The following is a 19754-nucleotide window of genomic DNA, read 5'->3' on the forward strand; positions in this document are numbered from 1 at the left end:
CGATGGTCTTGTGCGAGGGTGCCGAAAAGCGAGATCATCACGCATGCTCGACCCCTCGAACGAGGACGACGGGACCGCACCAACCGTCTCCACCCCGCGCTTCGTGGGTCGTGACCGGGAGCTGACAGCACTACGGGACGCCCTGGCCCGGCCACCGGCGATCGTGCTGGTGGAGGGCGAGGCGGGGATCGGCAAGAGCCGACTGCTGCGCGAGTGGCACTCCGCGCCGGCCCAGCACACCACCCTGGTGTCGGTGTGCCCACCGCTGCGCGAGTCGCTGACGTTGGGCCCGATCGTCGACGCGTTCCGTGGGATCGACCGTCCGGTGTCGCGCCTGCGCCTCACCGCCCTCGCCGGCGCGCTACGACCCCTCTTCCCCGAATGGTCCACGAGCCTGCCGCCCGCACTGCCGCCCCTGGACGACGCGAAGGCGGCCCGGCATCGCCTGTTCCGCGCCCTGGACGAGCTGCTGCGGGCGCTGCGGGTCGACGTCCTCGCCCTCGAGGACGCGCACTGGGCCGACGAGGTGACGCTCGAGTTCCTGCTGTTCGTCATCTCCCGGCAGCAGACGGACGGACCGAGCCTCGTCATCTCCTATCGGCCCGAGGAGGTCGGCGACGAGTCGCTGTTGCTGCGGCTGACGTCCCGGCTACCCGCCGGGGTGACCCAGCTGAGGATCGCCCTCGCGCCCGTACGCCCCGACGACACGGCGGCGCTGGTGTCCTCCATGCTGGACGGCAACCCGATCTCGCAGGAGTTCACGACGTTCATGCACGAACGGACCGGCGGCGTCCCGCTGGCCCTGGAGGAGTCGGTCCGTCTCATGTGCGATCGGGCCGACCTCGTCTTCCGCGACGGCCAGTGGGTCCGGCTGAAACTGCGCGAGCTACAGGTGCCGCCGACGGTGCGCGACTCCACCCGGGAGCGGGTGAGCCGCCTGTCGCCCACGGCGCAGCAGGCGTTACGCGCCGCCGCGACGTTGGCGGAACCGTCCTCGGTGGCGACGATCGCGATGACCGCGGGTCTGTCGCCGATCGAGTGTCGGGCCGCCATCGCGGAGGCGGCCAGCGCCGGAGTCCTGGACGGAGACGACCGCGGCAGGTGGCGCTTCCGGCACGTCCTGGCCGCCACCGCGGTCTACGAGTCGATCCCGCTGACCGACCGCAGACACGTCCACCTGCTGGCCGGCCGCGCCCTGGAGCACCTCCACCCGCCACCCGTGGCGCGCCTCGCCCACCATTTCCGAGAAGCCGGCGAGACCCCGTCCTGGGCGCGGTACGCCGAACAGGGCGCCGAGTTGGCCATGGCCTCGGGCGACCACACCAAGGCGGTCGACCTGCTTGTCGACCTGCTGTCGTGGGCCGTGCTGCCGCCGGTGGACCGGGCGCGGGTCGCCCGTACCGCCGGAGTCGCCGCGCTGGCCCGCCGGGAGAAGGTCGACCAGGTCTACCACCGGGTGATCCGTACCCTGCGCTCGGTGCTGGAGACGCCCGGCCTCTCCGCCCGGCAGCAGGCCGAGATCCGCAATCCCCTGGGTCGGCTCCTCATCACCGGGGGTGAGGCGCAGGCCGCCCTCCGCGAGCTGGAGCAGGCGGTCGCCAACCTCGACCACGACCCGGTCGAGGCGGCCCGGGCGATGACCTACCTCGGCTGGGCCTACGCGGGACCGTGGCCGGCGTCCACCCATCGACGCTGGCTCGATCGCGCCGCCGACCTCACCGCCCAGATCGACTCTCCGGCGGAGAAGCTGAACCTGGCGGGAAACCGCGCCGCGGCGCTGCTCATGCTGGGTGCGGAGGAGGCCTGGGACGTCGTCGCCGACCTGCCCCTGGGCGGCGAGACCTCGGCAGAGCGTCTCGACGTGGCCCGTATCCACACGAATGTCGGCACCGGCGCGCTGATCTGGGGCCGGTACGCCGACGCGGAGCACCACCTCGACGTGGCCATGCGCCTCGCCGAGGTCGAGCAGGCGTCCCGCTTGCAGCACAACGTCCGACTCGAACAGGCCAACCTGGCGTGGCTCACCGGCCGGTGGGACGGCCTCGCCCAGGCGAGCGCGGCACTCGCCGACGCCGACCGCGACCGGCCGGCGCACTACCTGGGCAGCATTCGGCTCGCTGCCCGCCTGGCGGCCGCCGCGGGACGGCGACGCGCCGCCGAGGAGCAGTTCCGGCTGGTCCTCGAGGAGTCCGCCCGTCTCGGCGCGGCCGACGACACGATGGAGGCCGCCGCGGCGCTCGCGCGGCTGTGGCTGGCGGACGGCAACGGCGGCCGGGCGCTACGGATCACGAACGAGCCGATGGACACCGTCCGGCGAAAGGGCATCTGGGTCTGGGCGACCGACCTCGTTCCCGCCCGGATCGAGGCGCACCTCGCCGCCGGTGACCTGACGGCCGCGACACGCCTGACCGACCAGTTCGCCAGGGGACTGCGTGGCCGTACGGCGCCCGCGCCGCGCACCGCGCTCACCGTGTGTCGTGCCCTGCTGCTCGCCGCCGCCGGGGACCATGCCCGCGCGGCGACGGCGTACGACCGGGCGGCGCGTGCCTGGGGCGCGTTGCCGCGCCCCTACGAGGCGCTGCGTGCCCGCGAGCGTCAGGCCGAGGCGGTCATCGCGCAGGGCCACACCGAGCAGGGCCGCGAACTGCTGGCGGCACAGTACGAAGGGCTGTTCAGGCTTGGCGCCCGGGGCGACGCGGACCGTGTCGCACAGCGGCTCCGCGAACACGGCGCCGAGGTCCCGCGACTGTGGCGCGGTGGCCGACGCGGGTACGGGGACCAGCTCTCACCCCGCGAGCTCGACGTGGTCCAACTGGTCGTCGCGGGAAAGACGAACCGGGAGATCAGCCGCATCCTGGCCAAGTCCCCGGCCACGGTGGACCAGCAGCTCCGGGCGGCGATGCGCAAGCTGAAGGTGAGCAGCCGGACCGCGCTCGCGGTCAAGGCGGTGGAGGCCGGAGTGTTCGCCGAGGACGAATCCCTCGACAACGCGTCGTGAATTTTGACGTATCCGCCGGATAGCTACGGTCATCCGGCTCACCGAGCATGGGTCCATGATCCATAGCCCATGGGCAATGCATGCCTGAGCGTCCGGTCGTGCCTGACGACTCCGCCATCGAGCACCAGCCGCCACCCGAGCGGCTCGGCGAATCGCGCGTCACCGCGCGCGACGCCCACGCCTCCGACGTACACGACGCCGACGGTGCCGTCGACCACGAGAGCCACGACCCCTACCAACCCCTGTAGGCGAAGGACCCCCATGAGACTCAAAGCCCTCGCGGCAACGCTTGCCGCAGCGGTCGGCCTGACCGCCCTCCAGCCGATACCGGCGTCCGCCGCCGAGCCGGATCCCGGCACGGCGGCCACGAAGATCGCGCCGTCCCTGAAGGACCGCTTCCGCACGCAGCCAGCCTCCGACTTCTGGATCACGTTCGACACCAAGGCCGATCTCGGGCCGGCGAAGAAGATCGCCGACTGGACCGCCCGGGGTCAGTTCGTCTACGACGCTTTGACCGCCGCGTCGAAGACCTCCCTGGCCTCGGTCTCCACCGACCTCGACCGGGCCCGGGTGACGTACACCCCCTACCCCATCGCCAACGCCGTACTCGTCAAGGGCGGCAGCGAGAAGCTCGCCCTCGAGGTCGCCGCACGGGTCCAGGTCGCCGAGATCCACGCGACGCCGCAGGTCGCCCTGGTCCAGCCCGTGGATAAGAAGCTCCCCGCCGACCAGGCCGCGCGGCCCGCCGCCCCGAAGGCCGGCGCGGACGACGCCGTCACGTGGGGCCTCGACGCCATCCACGCGCCGCAGGCGTGGGCCATGGGCGCGACCGGCGCCGGCATCACCGTGTCGAACCTCGACTCGGGCGTCCAGTTCGACCACCCCGCCCTGTCGCGCCAGTACCGTGGCGCGAAGCCGGACGGCACCGTCGACCACAACTACAACTGGATGGCCAGCCGGGGCTCGTGCACGGGCGCGCCGTGCGACGACAACGGACACGGCACGCACACCATGGGCACCATGGTCGGCGTCGACGGCGCCGACCACGTCGGCGTCGCCCCGGACGCGCAGTGGATCGCGACGAACGGCTGCTGCGACAGCACCGGCGTCGAGTCGCTGCTGCGCTCCGGCTGGTGGCTGCTCGCCCCGACCGACCTTGCGGGGAACAACCCCGACCCGTCCAAGCGCCCCCACGTCGTCAACAACTCGTGGGGTCAGACCGACGAGCACGACTTCAACGACTTCTTCCAGGCCATCGACGAGGCCTGGACCGCCGCGGGCATCTTCAGCGTCTGGTCGTCGGGCAACACCTCGCCGTACGCGGCCTGCGACACCGTCTCCTCCCCGGGAGCCACCGAGAGCGCCTACTCCGTGGGCGCCTACTCGTCGGACGGCAACCTCGCGTTGTTCTCCCGCAAGGGCGAGGGTGCGGGCGGTCGGATCAAGCCCGAGATCTCCGCGCCGGGTGACGGCGTCCGATCGTCGTACCCGGGCAACACCTACGTCGAGATGTCCGGCACCTCCATGGCGGCACCCCACGTCGCCGGTGCCGTCGCGGCGCTCTGGAGCTACGACCCGACCCTGATCGGGCAGGTCGACGAGACCCGTCGCCTGCTCGCCGAGTCGGCCACCGACGTCGACGACACCGAGTGCGGCGGCACCGCCGAGGTCAACAACAAGTACGGCGAGGGCCGGCTCGACCTCGTCCGCCTGCTCGAGCTCGCGCCCCGCAAGGGCGGCACCCTCACCGGTGTCGTCACCGCCGACGGCGCCCCGGTCCCCGCCGCCCAGGTGACGATCAGCGGGCCGTTCAGCCGGTCGATCGCCACCGACAGGGACGGCCGGTTCACGACGAACCTGCCGGTCGGCGACTACCAGCTCAGCACCAGGGTCTTCGGCTACCTGACCGCGACCGCCAGCGTCACGGTCTCCCTCGGTCAGGAGAGTTCCGTCAAGCTGCCGCTGACGGCCGCCGCGAAGCACGACATCACCGGCCGGGTCGTCGACGACAAGAAGCAGCCCGTGCCGAACGCCGACGTCGCGGTCCGGGACACACCGTTGAAGCCGGTACGCACGGACGCCAACGGCGCGTTCACGATCGCCGCCGTCCCCGAGGGCGCGTACAAGCTGACCGTGACGCCCAACGCCTGCTTCTCGCCCACGACGCTCCCGCTGACCGTGGCGGCGCAGAACGAGTCGCCGGAGATCCCGGTCGGGCTCGTCGTCGACAAGGGCGGCTACAGCTGCGCCGTCTCCGAGGGCGAGTACCTGCGCGGCACCGAGCAGGTCACGTTCGGCAGTGGTGTCTGGGCGACGGTCCAGCTGCCGTTCCCGATCGCGCTCTACAACGGCAGCCACGACACCCTCGGCGTCGGTCTGCGCGGCATCATCGCTCCGGACGGCAGCACCGGCCCCGGCTACGGCGGCGCGGGCGCCTTCCCGTTCTACCTGGAGAGCCCCGTCGAGTTCGCCGCCGGCGGTGGTGTCTTCACGGGAGCCACCAAGGTCAACGGCGAGGACGCGTTCGTCGTCGAGTACCGCAAGGCCAAGCTGTGGGCCTACCCCATCCGCTCGGAGTACACCGCACCGGTCAACTTCTCGGCCACGTTCACCCGCTCGGGCACGATGATCTTCGGGTACGGCGACGGCGTCGGATCCGACGACCCGGTGACCGCCGGCGCGACCGGCGTCACCGGCATCCAGGGCTGGGCCGGCGTCGACGGCATCCGGTTCTCCGATCACGCCCCGGTGCTGCGTGACGGGATGATCGTCACCTACGACCTGCCGGACTTCGGGTACCTCGACGCGACCGTCGTGGACAAGAACGACGGGCTGCCGGTGGCCGGCGCCAAGGTCTCCTTCAGCACCTCCGACGGGCTTGTCGAGGCCGTCACGACCAACGGGACCGGCCTCGTGCACCGCCAGCTTCCGGTCGGCGATTACACCATGACGGTCGAGGCGCCGAACTACACGACCGGGTCGTACCCCTTCTCGCTCGACAAGCTCTACGCGCAGTCGAAGATCGACGCGCGCCTGACCACGGGCGTCGCCGGTCTGAAGGCCGACGGCCTGGAGACGCTGCTGGGCACCGACCAGAACGGCGTGGGTTCGCTGACGCTGACCAACACCGGCTCCGCTCCGCTCACGTACACCCTGGGCGAGGCCGCGCGGCACCCAGAGCTCGACGCCGTCGGCGCCACCGCGCGCACCGGCACGGGCGCGGCCAGCACGATCGACCTCGCCGGCTGGAAGGCCGGTGCGAGCGGCGGCGTGGAGCCGTCGAACGCCGATGGCCAGACGGCCACGTCGAGCACCGCGGCGGCGCAGGCGGCAGCCAAGGTCGGCCCGACCGCCGGCGGTGATGTGATCACCCGGATCCCGATCCCCGGCAAGGTCGGGGAGAAGGTGCCCACCGGCGTCGGGTACGACGGCGACGTCTGGGTCCACGACTACGAGGCGCGCACCAACACCGCCTACACGGTGACCGGCAAGAAGACCGGCAAGGTCTTCGACGCGGCGTGGAACCCCGACTACCGGGCGTTCGACATGGCACTGGACACCAAGACCGGTGACATGTGCCAGATGGAGGACAGCCCGGCCAGCTTCATCCACTGCTTCAACCGGGACACCGGCAAGGAGACGAGGCAGATCAAGGGCGACTTCGTCACCTCGCAGCTGACCGGTCTGGCCTACAACCCGGCCAGGGACGTCTTCTACGTCGGTGGCCGGCGCAACGGCAAGATCGGGACTGTGGCCGGCACCTCGCACGACAACCCGGGCGCGCTCCTGTCCTTCTGCACCCCACCGCTGCCCGAGATCATCGGTCTGGCCTACAACCAGGCGTCGGACACCATCTGGTACACCGACCTCACCTCGAACCGGCCCACCCGCCTGCTGCAGGTCGACCCCGACGACTGCTCACTGGTGAACGCGTGGTGGTTCCCGGGCAGGAAGACGAACCAGGGCGGCGGCCTCGAGACCGACTCGACCGGCGCGCTGTGGGCGGTCGATCAGGTCGCCGACGACGTCGTCCTCGTCGACGTCGAGGACGACCTGCTCACCGACCTGCCGTGGCTGTCGCTCTCCTCGACCGGCGGCACCCTCGCCCCCGGCCAGTCGACGACCGTCACGGTCTCGATCTCCTCGAAGGACGCCAAGCCCGGCGTCCAGGGCGCGAACATCGTGGTCCGGTCCGACTCCGGACGTCAGTCCAAGAGCTACGTCCCGGTGACGCTCACGACCACGAAGTACCAGGTCGGCGTCAACGCCGGCGGCGCGACGCTGACCGACGGCACCGGCTACACCTGGTCCGCCGACCAGCCCGCGACCAAGAAGTCGTGGGGCTACGAGGGCAAGACGAAGGTCGCCTCCACGAAGGCCCCGATCGCCGGTACGACCGACGACCTCCTGTTTCAGTCGCAGCGCACGACGGCGGACAAGCACCTGTTCTACCGCTTCCCGGACGCGCCCAAGGGCACCTACGCGATCGACCTCGGGTTCGCCGAGATCGACAAGGTGGCCAAGGGCAAGCGGGTGTTCGACGTCCTCGTGGACGGCGCCCTGACGGACTACGCGTACGACACGGCCGCGACCGTGGGGCCGAACGCCGCCGACTGGCGTAAGGCCGTGGTGACGCACGAGGGCGGTCCGCTGACCGTGGAGCTGCGGGGCTCGAAGGGTTTGAAGACCCCGAGCATCGCCGCGCTGCGGGTGACGCTCGACCCGCGGGCGGACGCGGTGGAGCCGGAACCCGAGCCCGAGCAGCCGGACCCGGGTCCGGTGCCGGTGGCCCCTGCCGGTCGCTCGTACTCGATGAAGGTGACCGAGGGGCTCTACCGCCAGGGCACCCAGGAGTCCGGGTGGCACGCCGACGAGCTCTGCGGCCCGCTGTTTTTCGACGCCGACTACCTCCAGCCGTTCTACGACACGGCCTGGGACGGCGTGTGCGTGACGACGAACGGCACGTTGTCCTTCGACCGCGCCGCCGTGTGGTCGAACAACACCGAGCTGCCGTCGTCGAACACCCCGGTCGACGCGGTCTATCCGTTCTGGGACGACCTCGTCGTCGACGACGAGGCGGGCATCTACCTCGGCACGACCGAGGTGGACGGGGTGCCGGCGCAGGTCATCGAGTGGCGCAACGTCACCTTCTTCGCCGACCCGACCGCTCGGGTGAGCTTCTCGGTCACCCTGGTCGCGGACGGACGGATCCAGATCGGGTACGGCGACGGCGTCGGCGGCGACAACCCCCTCACCAAGGGTTCGTCGGCGACCGTCGGCGTGGAGAGCCTGAACCGCAACCCCGCGAGCCAGTATTCCTTCAACCAGCCCGTCCTGAGGGCCGGCCTCGGCCTGGAGTACACCCTCCCGGTCGCCGGGACGATCGAGGGCACGGTCACCGACAAGAACGACAACAAGCCGATCGAAGGAGCGATCGTCACGCTCAAGGGGCCAGCCGGCGAGCGGGTCATCACCACCGACGTCAAGGGCCGGTGGAAGGCACAGGCGCTGGTCGGCGGGAACACCGTGCAGGTCGAGGCGCCGAACTACGTCACCGCCAGCCACGCCGTGACCATCGCCAGGAAGGACCAGGCGGAAGTGGTCGACACGGCGTTGACCACGGGCATCGCCACCGTCACCGGAGAGGACATCGACTGGCTGCTCGACAAGGGCCAGAAGGCGACGGCCGACGTGACCGTCACCAACACCGGTTCCGCACCGCTTCAGGTACGCGTCAGCGAGCAGAAGCGCGCCGACGACGGTGGGCACGAGGCCGCCGACCTGCCGTGGCTGACCCTCACGGGTCCGGCCGCGACCGGCTCGGTCACGCTCGCGGCCGGCACGTCCACCAGGGTCACGGTGACGGCCGACAACGCCGGCATCAAGCCCGGCGTACTCGTCGGGGACGTGCTCGTGGCGTCCAACGCCGGCAAGGGTGAGACCCAGCTCAAGCCGGTCCGCCTGGCCACGTCGGCCTACGTCAAGGGCGTCGACGCGGGCGGGTCCGGGTACGTCGACGCCTCGGGCTTCTTCTGGGCGCCCGACCAGGCGCTCGGCTCGCGGCAGTGGGGGTACGTCGGGGGCAGGGCGCAGACCACCAAGGCCGACATCGCCGGTACGACGGACGACGCGCTGTTCCGCACCCAGCGGACCGGCGACACGTTCAGCTACGTCTTCAAGAACGCGCCCGCCGGGACGTACCGGATCGGCCTCGACTTCGCGGAGCTCGAGAAGGTCAAGGCCGGCAAGCGCGCCTTCGACGTGCTCGCCGACGGCAAGGTCGTGCTCTACGACCACGACGTGCAGGCGAAGGTGGGTGCGCTCGCCGTCGACGCGAACACGGTCACGGTCGAGCACACCGGTGGCGATCTGACGATCCAGTTCACCCGCGAGAAGGGCGAGGGCGATCCGATCCTCAACGCCCTGAAGGTGCAGGAGGACCCGCGCCTCTGAGGTGGCAACACACGGTCAGAGCCTCCACGGTGACGTCGCCGTGGGGGCTCTGACCCGTTGTGCCGGTATCACGCTGCGAACCGCCTCGCGCTTGACGTGAGCCGCACCGTCTGCTCAACTTTTATCTATGCAGATAACACCTGAGGTTGATCGAAAGACGCGGATCCTGGAGGCGTTCGTCGAGCTGCTGGCCGAGCACGGCTACGCGGGAGCGACGTTCGCGCGGATCGTCGAGACGGCGGGACTGAGCAGCACGCGGCTCATCACGTACCACTACGACACCAAGCAGGAGCTGGTCGCCGCGGCGTTACGCCACATCGGTGACCGGGCGCAGCAGTTCATGGTCCCGGCGATCGAGGCTGAGTCGACGGCGCGCGGCAAACTCGCCGCGTACCTGCGCTCGAACTTCCGCTTCCTCGGCGAACGGCCGGCGTACGCACGCGCGGCCGTCGAGATCGTCCGCAACCTGCCCCGGGACACGGCGGATGCGGATCTTCGCGAGGACGTACCGGTGATGCTGCTGGCGCAGCTCTTCGTCACCGGCCAGGAGTCCGGGGAACTGCGCCGGTTCGACCCGGTGGTGATGGCGGTGACGGTGCGCGCCGCCGTCGACGCCGCCGTCGAGCGGTTCGCCACCGGCGGCGGGTGCGACCTGGCTGCCTACGCGGAGGAGTTGTGCGCCCTCTTCGATCACGCGATCGCCGCGGACCCCGCCGCACCGGACCTCGCCGAGGTGCTCCCGTGAGGCCGGCCAGGAACTCCCCGCAGCCGGTGGTGGCCGGCGCCCCGACGCGTACGGGCGGGAGCGCGCGCCGCGCCCTGGTCGGACGAGTTGTCGTCGACGCGATCCTGCCCCTGGTCGTCTACTACGCGCTGCGCGCACTGGGCGCCGGCGTGCTGGCCGCCACCCTCGCCGCAGGCGCGGTTCCCGCCGCGAACTCCGCCCTCGTGGCCGTCCGGAGCCGGCGGGTCGACGTCGCCGGCCTGGTCGTCGTCAGCCTCTTCCTGGCCGGGGGCGCGCTGAGCGTGGTCACCGGGGACGCGCGGCTGTTGTACATCAAGGACGGCTGGCTCACCGGCCTGCTCGGCGCGTGGGTGCTGCTGTCGCTGGCCATGAAGCGGCCGTTCATGCTCCACCTCGGCACGGTCATCGCCACCGCCAAGGTCGGCGATGAGGGCGCCGCGGCATGGCAGCAGCGCTGGATCGACGATCGCGTCTTCCGGCACCGCCTGCGCCTCGTGAGCGTGGTGGTCGGCGTCGTGCTGATGCTGGACGCCCTCGTCCGCGTCGCCATCGCGTCAGTGGTCGACCTCGACACGGTCGCGACGATCACCAACGTGCAGTACGTCGTCATGCTCGCCGGCCTGCTGTCCTGGTTCTTCTGGTACACCGCCCGACACGGCCTGCGCGCATGAACACGTCGGCCGGTGCGCACGTCGCCATCCTCGCCGTCGGGGCCACCGGTCACCTGTTGCCCGTCCTCGACGTGATCGAGGAGTTGCGGGCCCGCGGGCACCGGGTCACCTGTTTCGCTCCGGACGTCGCCGCACCCGCCGCGCGACGTGCCGGCGCGGACGTCGTGCCGTACGAGTCCGCGCTTGTCACGCGCCCGTCGTCGACGGTGCCGCCGACCGACTTCGCGGTGTGGCTGCCGTTCGTGCTGGTGGCAGAGGCGACCGCCGTCGTACCGCAGATCATCCCCGTCCTGCGCGGCGACGTACCCGACGTCCTGCTCTACGACCGGGCCGCTCATCCGGCCGGCCGTGCGCTGGCGCAGTTGTTGAACCGGCCAGCGGTGGCGATGTTCCCGTCCTTCGCCCAGGGGCCGGCGTGGTCGTTGGCCGCCGCCACCGGGCAGACGAGCGTACTCGACCCCGCACATCCCGCCTTCGGTCCGTTGCAGGACCAGCTCGACCAGTTCTCCGCCCGCTGGGGACTGGAGCGCGGCACCGTACGCGACCTGGCCGAGGCACGCGAGCGGCGATCGATCGCGTTCCTCCCACGGTGGTTTCAGTGGAACGGAGACCAATTCGGCTCTGACCACCACTTCGTCGGGCCGTGCCTGCGCGCACGGCTCGGCACCGGACCGGCAGGGCGCGAACGCCTGGTGTACGTCAGCGCGGGCACCGCAGCCGCCGAGCCCGAGGCGGTACGCACACTGGTCCGGGCAGCGGCCGCCGCGGCGCCCGACCACCGGGTACTCGTGTCCACCGGCGGGATCGAGCTCGCCGCTGTCGGGCCGCTGCCGGACCGGGTCGAAGCCCACGAGCACGTCGACCAGCTCGCCGCGTTGGCGCAGGCCGACCTGTTCGTCACGCACGCCGGGATGGGCAGTGTCATGGAGGCCCTCTGGTTCGCCGTTCCGATGGTGTGCGCACCGCGTACCAGCGAACAGCATGTCGTCGCGGCACGGGTCGAGGCTCTCGGCCTCGGTGTGACCATCTCGAACGACGCCGGTCCGAGCAGCGACGTCGAGGCCGACATCCGCGACCTCCCGCACGACCGGACGATGCGCGAGCGTCTGCACACCGCATCCGCGACGCTGCGGGCGGCGGGCGGGCGTCGAGCGGCAGCGGACGCGGTGGAGGGGGCCATCGCCTCCGGCGGGGATCAGGTCCGCTCGTGACCGGAGGCGAGTCCTACCTTGAGCTTGCCCCGCTGCCGGGGCTGGTCGACCACCTTCGGACCGTGTGGGTGCAGACCACCGGGACGGCGCCCTACCTGCAGCGGCACCTGCCCACCGGCGGCGCGGAGCTGCACTGGCCGCTCGGCGGAGAGCCGCGCCTGCTCGGCCCGTTGACCGGACCCCGGGTCGAGGTGATCCCCGCGTCGACGACCCTGCTGGGCGTTCGATTCCATCCGGGGGCACCCGTTCTGATACCCGGTGGCGTCGGGGACCTGCTCGACCGGCAGGTCGCGCTGGACGAGCTCGGTCACCGGTGGGTGGACCGGCTCGGCGAGGCCATTGCTGCCGCCGTCACACCGTTGGCGGGGCTGCTCGTGCTGCAGGAATTCCTGCTGCGCCGCACGCGGACCGCCGGCAGGGACCCCCTCGTTCGCGCGGCGGTGCGCATGCTGATGCCCTGGGCGCCGCGTGCGGTCGGCGTCGTCGCCGACCACCTCGGACTGTCGGTCAGTCAGTTCCGTCGCCGCTGCGTGTGGGCGGTGGGAACGGGGCCGAAAGCGTTGCAGCGGACGCTGCGGTTCCAGGGTTTCCTGGCGTTGGCGCAGTCGGGCAGCACGGCCGCCGGACGGCGCGGGGCCGACGGGATGGTGGGACTCGCGGTCGATGCGGGGTACGCGGATCAGGCCCACCTGAGTCGGGAGGTGCGCCGTCTCAGCGGGTTGACGCCAGCCGGACTGCTCGGCGCAGAGGTCGACCGGTGCTCGTGCGGGCACGACCACACCGCGTCGTACGCGCCGTTCCTCGCGGCTCGATCGCCCGGGAGAGTCCATGTCGGTGGACACGCCGACCACGTGACGGTGCGCGATTTGTTCAAGACCGGCAGCCGCGTCGCTCGATAACGTCCCCCGTGGCAGGCCGGCACCTGTCTCACGACGACTGAGAGGCGATACATGAGCAAGGTCCTCGCAGCCCTGTCGGTCTCGGTCGACGGCTACATCACCGGTCGTGACCCGGGACCCCGACGCGGCCTCGGTGACGGCGGCATGCTGTTCGACTGGTATTTCGACGGCGACACACCGAGCGCGGTGTTCGACGGTTTCCGGTTGAGCTCTCCCAGCACCCGCGTCTTCGACGCGGCCGCGGCCAGGGTGGGGGCGAGCCTGGCCGGGCGCAACACCTACGACGACTCCGGCTGGGACAGCGGCGGCACCCCGCACCCCGACGCGCCACTCGTGGTGCTCAGCCACCGGCCGCTGCCCGCCGAGCATCCCCGCCAGACTCTGGTGACCAGTGGCATCGAGGAGGCCGTCGACACGGCCCGCCGTCTGGCCGGCGACAAGGACGTCGCCCTCATGGGAGGCGGAGTGACCACCGCCGCGCTGGCCGCGGGTCTGGTCGACGAGCTGATCCTGCACCAGCGGCCGGTGCTGCTGGGCGCCGGCCGGCCGTACTTCCAGACCCTGCCCGCACCCGTCGAACTCCGCCTGATCGAGGCCGTCGCCGCGCCGGCCGTGACCCACCTGCACTACGAGGTGGTCCGGTGATCCTCGTGACGGGCGGCCTCGGCATGATCGGCGCCCAGACCGCGCGCGCCCTGACGGACCTCGGGCACACCGTCGTCGCGACCGCCCACCGGCGAACCGAGCGCCCGTCGTTCCTGCCCGACGACGTCATCGTCGAACAACTCGACGTCACCGACGCCGCCGCGGTGTCCGCCCTCGGCGACCGGTACCGGATCACCGACATCGTCCACCTGGCGGGCAGCGTCCCCGGCGAGGACCGAGTGGCGTACTTCCGGGCCGACACCGCCGGGCTGCTCACCATGCTCGACGCCGCACGCAGCTGGCGCGTGCGGCGATTCGCCGTCGCCGGCAGTCTCGGCTCCTACCTGGGCGGCAGTGCGACCCTCTGGCACGAAGACCTGCCCCTGCCTGCGGTGCCCGCACCACACCCGATCATCGCCTTCAAGAAGGCTGTCGAACCGCTCACCACGAACGCGTTGGGGGACACCGGGATTCAGGCGCTCGTGCTCCGCATCGGCAGCACCTGGGGACCGCTCATGGACCCGGCCACTCCCTTCAACGCGGTCCCGCCCTACATCAGCGCCGTGCTACGCGGGGAACGCCCCCCGGCCCTGCACGCCCACGACGGCGGCGACTTCTGCTACGCCCCTGACGCCGGACGCGCAATCGCCCTGCTCATCACGGCCGACGCCCTCGGCCACGACGTCTACAACATCTCGAGCGGACAGCCCTTCACCAACGGGCAGCTGATCGACGCCGTACGCGCGGCCATACCGGATGCGCGGCTCGACGTGCTCTACGGTCGCAGTGGCGGGCCGGGGCCCGATCCCCACCTCGACATCTCCCGCCTCAGCACCGACACCGGCTTCGCACCGGCCTTCGACCTCACGGCCGCCGTCGCCGACTACATCACCTGGCGTGCCCACCACGCCCGATGACCACCACCACCGGAAGGACCACCGTGCTGCGTCCCGACCTCCGCCGCGTGCTCGACGGGTCACCGATCGCCCACCTCGCCACCGTCCTGCCGGACGGCGCACCGCACGCCACGCCCGTCTACGTCGGAACGCACGGCGAGCACATCGTCATATTCACCGGGCCTGGCAAGCGCAAGGCGCGCAACCTGCGGCGCGACCCGCGCCTGGCGCTGTCCATCGCGCCGGCCGACGACCCGTTCACCCCGATTGTCGTACGCGGCCGTGTCGTCAACTGGCTCGACGGCGACGCCGCCTGGTCGATCATCGACCGCATCGTCGCCAAGTACACCGACGGGACCTACCCGCGCGACGACGAACGCGTTGTCGCCGTCATCGAGCCCGAGCACCAGAGCATCGGCAACCGCTGACGCGACGCCCGTCCCCGCACATGGCAGCGGTCGCCGAGGTCTGTCTCGTCCCGGTCGTCGCCGCCCACGACATTGACACCCTTGACTGTGTGATCTAGCGTCGAGTCGAATCGGTTCGACCGCGGATCTGGTGCTCCGGCATCCTCCGGCGGCCGGTCGCGTGGTGTTCGGGCGAACGTTGTGGGCCACCGACGATTCGACGACCATCCGGTCTGGCACGGGCCGCAGGACCGGTGGCGTTCAGCCGGCCCTCGTCACGGGCACGTCCCGCGCCGCGCATGGATCACCTCGTGCCGAACAGCCGAGGTGTCGTGCGGTAGACGGACGTGCCTCCACGCACAAGGAGATTCAACTGTGCCACTTCGCAGACTGTCCGCCCCCTGGTTCGGGGCAGCCATGGCGGTCCTGGTTCTGATCGCCGTCGGCATGTACGTCGTCACGACCGTCGCTCCAGCAGCCGCAGCCGCCACCGCCGGCTGTGGCAAGGCGCCGGGTTTGACCAGCGGCACCCACACGATCCAGAGCGGCGGGAAGAGTCGCAGCTTCATCCTTCGGCTGCCCGACAGCTACAACAACACCTACGCCCACCGGCTGGCCTTCGGCTTCCACTGGTTGGGCGGCACTGCCAGCCAGGTCGCGTCGGGCGGCTCCGACGGCGCGCCGTGGGCCTACTACGGCATGCTCTCGCAGGCGAACAACACCACGATCTTCGTCGCCCCGCAGGGCCTCAACAACGGCTGGGGCAACGCCAACGGTGAGGACGTCACCTTCACCGACGACATGGTCCGCGTGATCGAGAACGCCCTCTGTGTCGACACGACACAACTCTTCTCCGTCGGTTTCAGCTACGGCGGCGCGATGAGCTACTCGTTGGCGTGTTCCCGACCGACGGTGTTCCGCGCCGTCGCGGCCATCGCGGCCCCGGGAGCGATCAGCGGTTGCAGCGGCGGCACGCAGCCCGTGGCGTACCTGGGCATCCACGGCATCAACGACAACATCCCGAACGGCCGGGCGTTGCGGGACAGATTCGTCCGCAACAACGGATGCGCCGCACAGAACCCGCCCGAACCCGCGGCGGGCAGCCGGACCCACATCACCACCGCCTACTCCTGCCAGCCGGGATACCCGGTGCTCTGGGCCGCGTTCGACGGCGGCCACCAGCAGGGCCCGGTCGACGGGTGCGCCGGCTGTGAGAGCGGCGCGCGGAGCTGGGTCAAGCAGGAGGTGTGGAACTTCTTCGCGCAGTTCGGTGGCGGCGCGCCGCCCACCACTCCCCCGCCGTCGACTCCCCCGCCGTCCACCCCGCCGCCGTCCGGCCAGCAGAACGTGCTGATCGTGGGCGGCCAGTCCGGCCGGTGCGTCGACATCCCCAACTCGAGCACGACCAACGGCGCACGGGCGCAACTGTGGGACTGCCACGGCGGCACCAACCAGCGCTGGACCCGTACCGCCAACCGCACGCTGACCGTCTACGGCAACAAGTGCCTCGACGCCAGCGGAGGCGGCAGCAGCAACGGCACCGCGGTGATCATCTGGGACTGCAACGGCCAGGCGAACCAGCAGTGGAACGTCAACTCCAACGGCACCATCACCTCCGCGCAGTCGGGACTCTGCCTCGATGCCGTCAGTTCCGGGACGAGCAACGGGACGCAGCTGCACCTCTGGGCGTGCCACGGTGGCGCCAACCAGCAGTGGAGCACGCGCGCCTAGGCCTGCTGCACACGTGCGCCGCCCGGGCCCGTCCCGGGCGGCGCGCCTGTGTCGGGTCATCCGGGCAGCCGGCCGAGTTGGTGGTGCGCCGCGGGCCAGGTGTCGCACCCCTCGGAGATCGGCGCCCGCGCACCCGGAACTTTCGTCCTGCCGCGACCGACCAACGAAGCAGCGGCAACCATCGGAGGACGAATTCATGCACACCACCAGCCCTTTCGGCGCACAGCGACGCGCAGCCGTCGCCCTCGCCGTCGCCGCCGCACTCGTGGCGACCGGCCTCAGCGGCTGCGGAACGTCCGACCCCTCGTCGGCCGCGCAGCCGAGCCCGTCGGCCTCGGCCAGCGCCACCGCCGGCGTCGTCACGATCCGTGATCCGTGGGTGAAGGCGGCCGACAAGGGCATGACGGCGGCCTTCGGCACCCTGGTCAACGACGGGGACACCGATGTCACGCTGACCAGCGCCGCGACTTCGGCCTCCCCCATGGAACTGCACGAGATGACCATGAAGGACGGCAAGATGGTCATGCAGCAGAAGCAGGGCGGCATCGTCATCAAGGCCAGGAGCAGCCACGCGTTGGAGCCCGGCGGCGACCACCTGATGCTCATGAACCTCACCAAGCCCGTGCGGGCCGGCGACGAGCTGACCGTCACCCTCACCTTCGCCGACGGCAGGACCCAGCAGTTCACCGCCGTGGCCAAGCCGTTCACCGGCGCTCAGGAAAGCTACGCCCCGGGCCACGGCGAGCCCATGCCCGGCATGAGCGCCACGCCGGAGATGAGCATGAGCCCGGCATCGTGACCGGTACGCCGCCTGTCCGCCCGCTGAGCAGGCGCCGTCTGCTCACCGGTGGGACCCTGGCCGCCGGAGGGGCGCTCGCGGGCGCGGGCGCCATCGCCGCGACTCGTACCGACCGGGGCGGGCGGACGGCCACCGGCGCGACGCCGATAGCGAGCGTCGGGAGCCTGGTCGAGCCGTTCCACGGGCCCCGACAGGCCGGGGTGTCCACCGAACCGCAGGCGCACGCCTCGTTCGTGGCCCTCACCCTGCGGGCCGGCACCGACCGGGCCGCGGTGGGCCGGATGCTGCGGCTGCTCACCGACGACGCGGCCCGGCTCACCCAGGGGCAACCGGCCCTGGCCGACACCGAGGCCGAACTCGGGCTCCTTCCCGCACGCCTCACCGTGACGTTCGGCTTCGGACCGGGCCTCTACCGGGCCGGGGGCGTCGACGACCGGCGTCCCGCCTCCGTCACCGACCTGCCCGCGTTCCGCATCGACCGGCTCCAACCGGCGTGGTCCGGCGGCGACCTGCTCCTGCAGATCTGCGCCGACGACGCCATCACCGTCGCGCACGCCCAGCGGGTGCTGCTCAAGGACAGCCGGCCGTTCGCCACCGTGCGGTGGGTCCAGCAGGGCTTTCGCCGCAGTCCGGGCGTCGAGCCGGGCGGTCACACCCAACGCAACCTATTCGGTCAACTCGACGGCACCGCCAACCCCCGCCCCGGCACGCCGATGGACTCGGCCGTGTTCGTTCCCGACGGTCCGCCATGGCTGCGCGACAGCACCACCCTCGTCGTCCGGCGCATCAGCATGAACCTGGAGACTTGGGACCTCCTGGGCCGCACCGACCGCGAACTCGCCGTCGGTCGACGCCTCGACACCGGAGCCCCGCTGACCGGCACCGCCGAACACGACGAACCCGACTTCGCCGCCACCGGCCCCGACGGGCTCACCGTCATCCCCGACTTCTCCCACCTGACCCGCGCGCACGTCACGGACGACCGGCTCAAGATCCTGCGCCGGCCCTACAACTACGACGGCGTCCCCAGCGCCGACGGCCACGCCGACGCCGGGCTGATCTTCACCTCGTACCAGGCCGACATCGCCCGACAGTTCCTGCCGATCCAGCGTCGGCTGGCGGACCGGGACCTGCTCAACGAATGGACCACCCCGATCGGGTCCGCCGTCTTCGCCATTCCGCCCGGCTGCCGACCGGGCGGCTGGATCGGAGAGCAGGTGCTGGGGTGAGCCGTGTCATCCGGAATCCGGCCATGATCGGACCAGGGTCCCGTTCCCTCGTCGTACGGCTCGGCGCGGCGGTGCTCAGCGTCGTCGTGGCGATCCTCGTCCCGGCGAGCCCGGCCTGGGCGCACAACACGCTGCGGTCGGCGGCGCCGGTCCAGGAGTCGACCGTGTCGAGCGCGCCCACCGAGATCGTGCTCGAATTCGCCCAACAGCTCGACCCCGCGTTCGCCACCATCGTGCTGACCGACGCCGCCCGACGGAAGGTCCCCACCGGCGACGCGGTGGTCAGCGGGGCGAAGGGCTCGATCCAGGTCACCGAGCCCCTACCCAACGGGACGTACACCGTCGCCTACCGTGTCGTCTCCACCGACGGGCACCCGGCGCAGGGTTCGTACCCGTTCACCGTGTCCGACCCCGATTCGAGCACCGCGCCGATCGTCGGCACACCGGGCGACGCGGCGTCCGCGCAGGACGAGCGCGGCTCGGGTGCGGGCGTCCTCGTGGCCGGGGCGGCGCTCGCCGTCCTCGTCGTGGCGGGCGCCGGGCTGCTCTGGCGACGGACGAGGGATCGCTGATCGGACCGCTTCCGATCGGTCGCGTCACGGGCGAGGGCGAGCGGCGAGGTCCCGGCGTGAGGTGATGTCGAGCTTGCGGAAGATCTTGCGGAGGTGATAGTCCACCGTGCTCGGGCTGATGAAGAGCTGTGCCGCCACTTCCCGATTGGACGCGCCGTCCGAGACCCGCCGTGCGATATCGCGCTCCTGGCTGGTCAGGCGGCAGCTCTGGGCGAAGCGATCGGTCGTGTCGCGGTGGGTCAGCCTGCTCCGCAGTTCGCGGCGGGATGCGACGTTCAGCCGGTGGAACACGCCGCGTAGATGGTGTTTGACGGTGTGTGGGCTGATGACCAGGTGTCGTGCGACCTCGACGTTGGTGGAGCCTGCCGCCACCAGCAGGGCGATCTGTTCCTGTCGAGGGGTCAGTGCCGCACACGGAAGGACTCGGGCGGGCTCGGCTGGGACGCGGTGCATCGTGCTCCTCGGGCGAGGGGTTCGGGGTCTCGCCGACCATCCGAA

At 71.3% G+C, this 19754-nt stretch carries 15 protein-coding genes; 14 read left to right on the top strand and 1 reads right to left on the bottom strand.

Translation table 11 applies throughout. The features are described from left to right. The first annotated feature begins 43 nt into the window (after nt 1-43). The 14 genes from ACTFTM_RS20165 to ACTFTM_RS20230 all read left to right on the top strand — a co-directional run bounded on the left by ACTFTM_RS20165 (nt 44) and on the right by ACTFTM_RS20230 (nt 19256). Nucleotides 44-2998, top strand: coding sequence for an ATP-binding protein (locus tag ACTFTM_RS20165; protein WP_449562029.1), 2955 nt, complete (start codon nt 44-46; stop codon nt 2996-2998). 98 nt (nt 2999-3096) lie between these two features. Further along, on the top strand, nt 3097-3246 hold the full coding sequence (locus ACTFTM_RS20170) for a hypothetical protein (protein ID WP_449562030.1): 150 nt from the start codon (nt 3097-3099) through the stop codon (nt 3244-3246). Between the two features lie 13 nt (nt 3247-3259). Beyond that, nucleotides 3260-9451: a S8 family serine peptidase gene (locus tag ACTFTM_RS20175; RefSeq protein ID WP_449562031.1), complete on the top strand. Its 6192-nt coding sequence runs from the start codon at nt 3260-3262 to the stop codon at nt 9449-9451. 127 nt (nt 9452-9578) lie between these two features. Then, a complete protein-coding gene (locus ACTFTM_RS20180; protein ID WP_449562032.1) occupies nt 9579-10196 on the top strand; it encodes a TetR/AcrR family transcriptional regulator in 618 nt (205 codons plus the stop codon). Next, complete coding sequence (locus tag ACTFTM_RS20185; RefSeq protein WP_449562033.1) at nt 10193-10867, top strand: VC0807 family protein; 675 nt, start codon at nt 10193-10195, stop codon at nt 10865-10867. Before ACTFTM_RS20180 ends, ACTFTM_RS20185 begins: the two co-directional genes overlap by 4 nt. Next, nucleotides 10864-12078 (top strand): nucleotide disphospho-sugar-binding domain-containing protein, encoded by a 1215-nt coding sequence (locus ACTFTM_RS20190; protein WP_449562034.1) that lies wholly within the window; start codon nt 10864-10866, stop codon nt 12076-12078. The genes ACTFTM_RS20185 and ACTFTM_RS20190 overlap by 4 nt, the downstream gene beginning before the upstream one ends. Then, on the top strand, nt 12075-12977 hold the full coding sequence (locus ACTFTM_RS20195; protein WP_449562035.1) for a helix-turn-helix domain-containing protein: 903 nt from the start codon (nt 12075-12077) through the stop codon (nt 12975-12977). Before ACTFTM_RS20190 ends, ACTFTM_RS20195 begins: the two co-directional genes overlap by 4 nt. A 51-nt stretch (nt 12978-13028) precedes the next feature. Continuing rightward, entirely contained in the window at nt 13029-13622 is a 594-nt protein-coding gene (locus ACTFTM_RS20200; RefSeq protein WP_449562036.1) for a dihydrofolate reductase family protein, read from the top strand. Continuing rightward, complete coding sequence (locus tag ACTFTM_RS20205; protein WP_449562037.1) at nt 13619-14539, top strand: NAD-dependent epimerase/dehydratase family protein; 921 nt, start codon at nt 13619-13621, stop codon at nt 14537-14539. The genes ACTFTM_RS20200 and ACTFTM_RS20205 overlap by 4 nt, the downstream gene beginning before the upstream one ends. Then, the gene (locus tag ACTFTM_RS20210) at nt 14536-14946 is read left to right on the top strand and encodes a PPOX class F420-dependent oxidoreductase (RefSeq protein ID WP_449562038.1); all 411 of its coding nucleotides are present in this window, start codon (nt 14536-14538) and stop codon (nt 14944-14946) included. The genes ACTFTM_RS20205 and ACTFTM_RS20210 overlap by 4 nt, the downstream gene beginning before the upstream one ends. Before the next feature lie 354 nt (nt 14947-15300). Then, on the top strand, nt 15301-16656 hold the full coding sequence (locus ACTFTM_RS20215; protein ID WP_449562039.1) for a ricin-type beta-trefoil lectin domain protein: 1356 nt from the start codon (nt 15301-15303) through the stop codon (nt 16654-16656). A gap of 196 nt (nt 16657-16852) precedes the next feature. Further along, entirely contained in the window at nt 16853-17455 is a 603-nt protein-coding gene (locus ACTFTM_RS20220; RefSeq protein ID WP_449562040.1) for a copper chaperone PCu(A)C, read from the top strand. Then, nucleotides 17452-18684: a Dyp-type peroxidase gene (locus ACTFTM_RS20225; RefSeq protein ID WP_449562041.1), complete on the top strand. Its 1233-nt coding sequence runs from the start codon at nt 17452-17454 to the stop codon at nt 18682-18684. Before ACTFTM_RS20220 ends, ACTFTM_RS20225 begins: the two co-directional genes overlap by 4 nt. Before the next feature lie 23 nt (nt 18685-18707). Further along, nucleotides 18708-19256, top strand: coding sequence for a copper resistance CopC family protein (locus ACTFTM_RS20230; RefSeq protein WP_449562042.1), 549 nt, complete (start codon nt 18708-18710; stop codon nt 19254-19256). Between the two features lie 24 nt (nt 19257-19280). Here the strand turns inward: ACTFTM_RS20230 and ACTFTM_RS20235 are convergent, their stop codons facing one another. Beyond that, nucleotides 19281-19709 carry a response regulator transcription factor gene (locus ACTFTM_RS20235; RefSeq protein ID WP_449562043.1) on the bottom strand — a complete coding sequence of 143 codons (429 nt, stop codon included), beginning with the start codon at nt 19707-19709 and terminating at the stop codon, nt 19281-19283. Between the last annotated feature and the right edge of the window lie 45 nt (nt 19710-19754).

The sequence above is a fragment of the Micromonospora sp. RB23 genome (assembly GCF_053585025.1).

Bases quoted from the DNA above. Each gene is read 5' to 3' on its own strand.
- ACTFTM_RS20190 (WP_449562034.1), top strand. From the start codon at position 10,864: ATGAACACGTCGGCCGGTGCGCACGTCGCCATCCTCGCCGTCGGGGCC.
- ACTFTM_RS20210 (WP_449562038.1), top strand. From the start codon at position 14,536: ATGACCACCACCACCGGAAGGACCACCGTGCTGCGTCCCGACCTCCGC.
- ACTFTM_RS20165 (WP_449562029.1), top strand. From the start codon at position 44: ATGCTCGACCCCTCGAACGAGGACGACGGGACCGCACCAACCGTCTCC.
- ACTFTM_RS20230 (WP_449562042.1), top strand. From the start codon at position 18,708: ATGATCGGACCAGGGTCCCGTTCCCTCGTCGTACGGCTCGGCGCGGCG.
- ACTFTM_RS20200 (WP_449562036.1), top strand. From the start codon at position 13,029: ATGAGCAAGGTCCTCGCAGCCCTGTCGGTCTCGGTCGACGGCTACATC.
- ACTFTM_RS20175 (WP_449562031.1), top strand. From the start codon at position 3,260: ATGAGACTCAAAGCCCTCGCGGCAACGCTTGCCGCAGCGGTCGGCCTG.
- ACTFTM_RS20220 (WP_449562040.1), top strand. From the start codon at position 16,853: ATGCACACCACCAGCCCTTTCGGCGCACAGCGACGCGCAGCCGTCGCC.
- ACTFTM_RS20180 (WP_449562032.1), top strand. From the start codon at position 9,579: ATGCAGATAACACCTGAGGTTGATCGAAAGACGCGGATCCTGGAGGCG.
- ACTFTM_RS20235 (WP_449562043.1), bottom strand. From the start codon at position 19,709: ATGCACCGCGTCCCAGCCGAGCCCGCCCGAGTCCTTCCGTGTGCGGCA.